The following is a 3,557-nucleotide window of genomic DNA, read 5'->3' as shown; positions in this document are numbered from 1 at the left end:
ACGCCGCTGCGCGCGACGGCCGCCGAGGAAGCGCTGCGCGGCCAGCCGTGGACCCGCGAGACCGTCACGGCGGCCGCCGGCGAGCTGGCCAGGACAGGCACGCCGATCAGCGACCACCGGGCCAGCGAGAGCTACCGGATCGCCATGCTGCGTAACTCGCTGCTGAAGTTCTACGCCGAGAACCCGGCGCAGGCAGGAGGGCCGAGATCATGAGCAAGGGGTACGGGCCGCTGGCGGACCGGCCGGATAAGCCCGCGGTCGGCCTTGAGGTCTCCCACGAGAGCGCCGATCTGCACGTGACCGGGGCCGCGCTGTACACGAACGACCTCATCGGCCGCACGCTCGGCACGCTGCACGCCTGGCCGGTCCAGGCGCCGCACGCCCACGCCCGCCTCACCGGCCTGCGCGTGGCGGCCGCCGACGACGTGCCGGGCGTGGTCCGGGTGCTGACCGCCGACGACGTGCCCGGCCTGAACGACGCCGGCGAGAAGCATGACGAGCCGCTGTTCCCCAGCGAGGTCATGTACCACGGGCACGCGATCTGCTGGGTGCTGGGCGAGACCCTGGAAGCGGCCCGGCTGGGAGCGGCCAGGATCGAGGCCGACTACGAGCCGCTGCCCGCGCTGATCACCACCCGCGACGCGATCAGGGCCGGCAGCTACCAGGGCGAGCACCGCACGGTCAGCCGCGGCGACGCGGCCGCCGCGCTGGACACGGCCGCCTACCGGTTCAGCGGCGAACTCGAGATCGGCGGCCAGGAGCACTTCTACCTGGAGACCCAGGCCGCGCTGGCCATCGTCGACGAGAACGGCCAGATCTTCGTCCAGTCGAGCACGCAGCACCCGACGGAGACCCAGGACATCGTGGCCCACGTGCTCGGCGTGCCGGCGCACCAGGTCACCGTGCAGTGCCTGCGCATGGGCGGCGGTTTCGGCGGCAAGGAGTTCCAGCCGCACGGGCTGGCCGCCATCGCGGCGCTCGGGGCCACGCTGACCGGGCACCCGGTGAGCCTGCGGCTCAACCGCACCCAGGACATCACGATGACCGGCAAGCGGCACCCGTTCTTCGCGACCTGGGAGGCGGGCTTCGACGCCGGCAAGCGGCTGTGCGCGCTGCGCGCCACGCTGACCAGCAACGGCGGCTGGAGCCTGGACCTGTCAGAACCCGTGCTGGCCCGCGCCCTGTGCCATATCGACAACGCGTACTGGATTCCCGACATCGAGGTCCACGGCCGCGTCGCCAAGACCAACCGGCAGTCGAACACCGCATTCCGCGGCTTCGGCGGCCCGCAGGGCATGATCGTCATCGAGGACATCCTCGGCCGCTGCGCGCCCGCGCTCGGCGTCGAACCGCACGAGCTGCGCCGCAGGAACTTCTACCGGCCCGGTCAGGCGACGCCGTACGGACAGCCCGTGCGGCACGCGGAGCGGCTCGCGGCGATCTGGTCGCTGTGCGCCGAGCGCAGCGACTTCGACCGGCGGCAGGCCGCGGTGGCGGCGTTCAACGCGGCGCACCAGGACACCAAGCGCGGGCTCGCGATTACCCCCGTCAAGTTCGGCATCTCGTTCAACCTCACCGCGTTCAACCAGGCCGGGGCGCTGGTGCACGTCTACAAGGACGGCTCCGTGCTGATCAACCACGGCGGCACCGAGATGGGGCAGGGCCTGCACACCAAGATGATCCAGGTCGCCGCTACCGCGCTCGGCGTGCCGATGGCGGCGGTGCGGCTCGCGCCGACCCGCACCGACAAGGTGCCGAACACCTCGGCCACCGCGGCCAGCGCGGGCGCCGACCTCAACGGCGGCGCGGTCAAGAACGCCTGTGACCAGATCCGCGAGCGGCTGGCCATCGTGGCCGCCGGACGGCTCGGCGTGTCCGCCGAGGACGTGCGCTTCGCCGGCGGCATGGTCACCGGCTTCGGCGCCGGTGACCAGCGGATCGCCTGGCCCGAGCTGGTGCACGACGCGTACATGCGGCGCGTCCAGCTGTGGGCGGCCGGCTTCTACCGGACGGAGGGGCTGCACTGGGACGCCGAGCGGATGCAGGGCGAGCCGTTCAAGTACTTCGCGTACGGCGCGGCGGCGGCCGAGGTCGAGGTGGACGGCTTCACCGGCGCGTACCGGCTGCGGCGGGCGGACATCGTGCACGACGTCGGCGACAGCCTGTCCCCGCTGGTCGACCTGGGCCAGATCGAGGGCGGTTTCGTGCAGGGCGTCGGATGGCTGACGCTGGAGGAACTGCTCTGGGACGAGACCGACGGGCCGAACCGGGGGCGGCTGAACACCCAGGCCGCGAGCACCTACAAGATCCCGAGCTTCTCGGAGATGCCCGAGGAGTTCAACGTGCACCTGTTCGAGCGGGCGACAGAATCGGGCGTGGTGTACGGCTCGAAGGCGGTCGGCGAGCCGCCGCTGATGGAGGCGTTCAGCGTGCGTGAGGCGCTGCGGCAGGCGGTGGGGGCGTTCGGCCCGGCCGGATGGAGCGTCGAGCTCGGCTGCCCGGCCACGCCGGAAGCGGTGTTCTGGTCCGTGCAGGCCGCGCGGGATGCGTCCCGGGCCCCGGTTTACGCGGGGGTCTGACCATGGACTGGCTCAGGGCCGTACAGCAGCTACGACACGACGGGCAGCCCGGCGTGCTGGTGACCGTCATCGAGGTCCGCGGGCACGCGCCGCGCGAGGCGGGCGCCAAGATGGTGGTGAGCCGGGAATACAGCTGGGGCAGCGTGGGCGGCGGGAACCTGGAGGCCACGGCCGTGGCCCGGGCCCGGGAGCTGATGTCGTCCGGAGCGGTCGAACCCGAGACTCTTGAGGTCCAGCTCAACCCGCATGCGCGCACCGAGCACGGCCGCCAGTGCTGCGGCGGGGCCGTCAAGCTGCTGCTCGAACCGCTCGCGGTGCGGCCCGTGGTCGCGCTGTTCGGGGTCGGCCATGTCGGGTACGAGCTGGCCCGCATCCTGTCCCGGCTGCCGATCCAGCTGCTGCTGGTGGACTCGCGCGCCGAGCAGCTGGACCGGGTCCGGCTCGCGGACGTGATCGACGGCGCGGCCGAGGTCGGCATCTACCACACGCTGCTCGGCGAGCAGGTACTCGAGCAGCTCCCCCGCGGCGCGCACGTGGTGATCATGACGCACGATCACGCCGAGGACTACGCCCTGTGCGACGCGGCGCTGCGGCTGAACCAGCCGCTGGGTGGCATCGGGCTGATCGGCTCGGCCGCCAAGTGGACCCGGTTCCAGGCTCAACTTGCGGCGGCGGGTCACAGCCCGGAGATGATCGCGCGTATCACCTGCCCGATCGGCCAGCCCGGCATCACCGGGAAGGACCCGGCCGTGATCGCCGTCGCGGTGGCGGCCGCCCTGCTGCAAACGACACGGCTGGAAACCCTGGGGACCCGGGCGATGACCGCATGACCCTGTACGCCGGGACGATCGTCGATACGCCTGGTGACCCGTTCACCGGGGATCCGGGCGACGCGCTGGCCGAGGTCGGCGCGCTGCTGGTGCGGGAGGGCGTCATCCGCGCCCGGGGCAGCTTCGCGGCGCTGCGGGCCGAGCACCC

At 72.4% G+C, this 3,557-nt stretch carries 2 protein-coding genes and 1 pseudogene; all 3 read left to right on the top strand.

The features are described 5' to 3' along the window. A pseudogene (locus WA805_RS11345) lies at positions 1-213 on the top strand (hypothetical protein); the annotation flags it as partial. After that, the gene (xdhB, locus tag WA805_RS11340) at positions 210-2,579 is read left to right on the top strand and encodes a xanthine dehydrogenase molybdopterin binding subunit (protein WP_425242322.1); all 2,370 of its coding nucleotides are present in this window, start codon (positions 210-212) and stop codon (positions 2,577-2,579) included. The pseudogene WA805_RS11345 and the gene xdhB, both read left to right, overlap by 4 nt. Positions 2,580-2,581: 2 nt before the next feature. Next, positions 2,582-3,409, top strand: coding sequence for a xanthine dehydrogenase accessory protein XdhC (xdhC, locus tag WA805_RS11335; protein WP_425242321.1), 828 nt, complete (start codon positions 2,582-2,584; stop codon positions 3,407-3,409). Positions 3,410-3,557: the final 148 nt, after the last annotated feature.

Origin of the sequence: Trebonia sp. (genome assembly GCF_049794275.1) — a bacterium.
In the GTDB taxonomy this organism is placed as follows: Bacteria; Actinomycetota; Actinomycetes; order Streptosporangiales; family Streptosporangiaceae; genus Trebonia.
The sequence above is the reverse complement of the archived record's forward strand: the minus strand, read 5'-3'. Positions and strand labels throughout refer to the sequence as shown.

Bases quoted from the DNA above. Each gene is read 5' to 3' on its own strand.
- xdhB (WP_425242322.1), top strand. From the start codon at position 210: ATGAGCAAGGGGTACGGGCCGCTGGCGGACCGGCCGGATAAGCCCGCG.
- xdhC (WP_425242321.1), top strand. From the start codon at position 2,582: ATGGACTGGCTCAGGGCCGTACAGCAGCTACGACACGACGGGCAGCCC.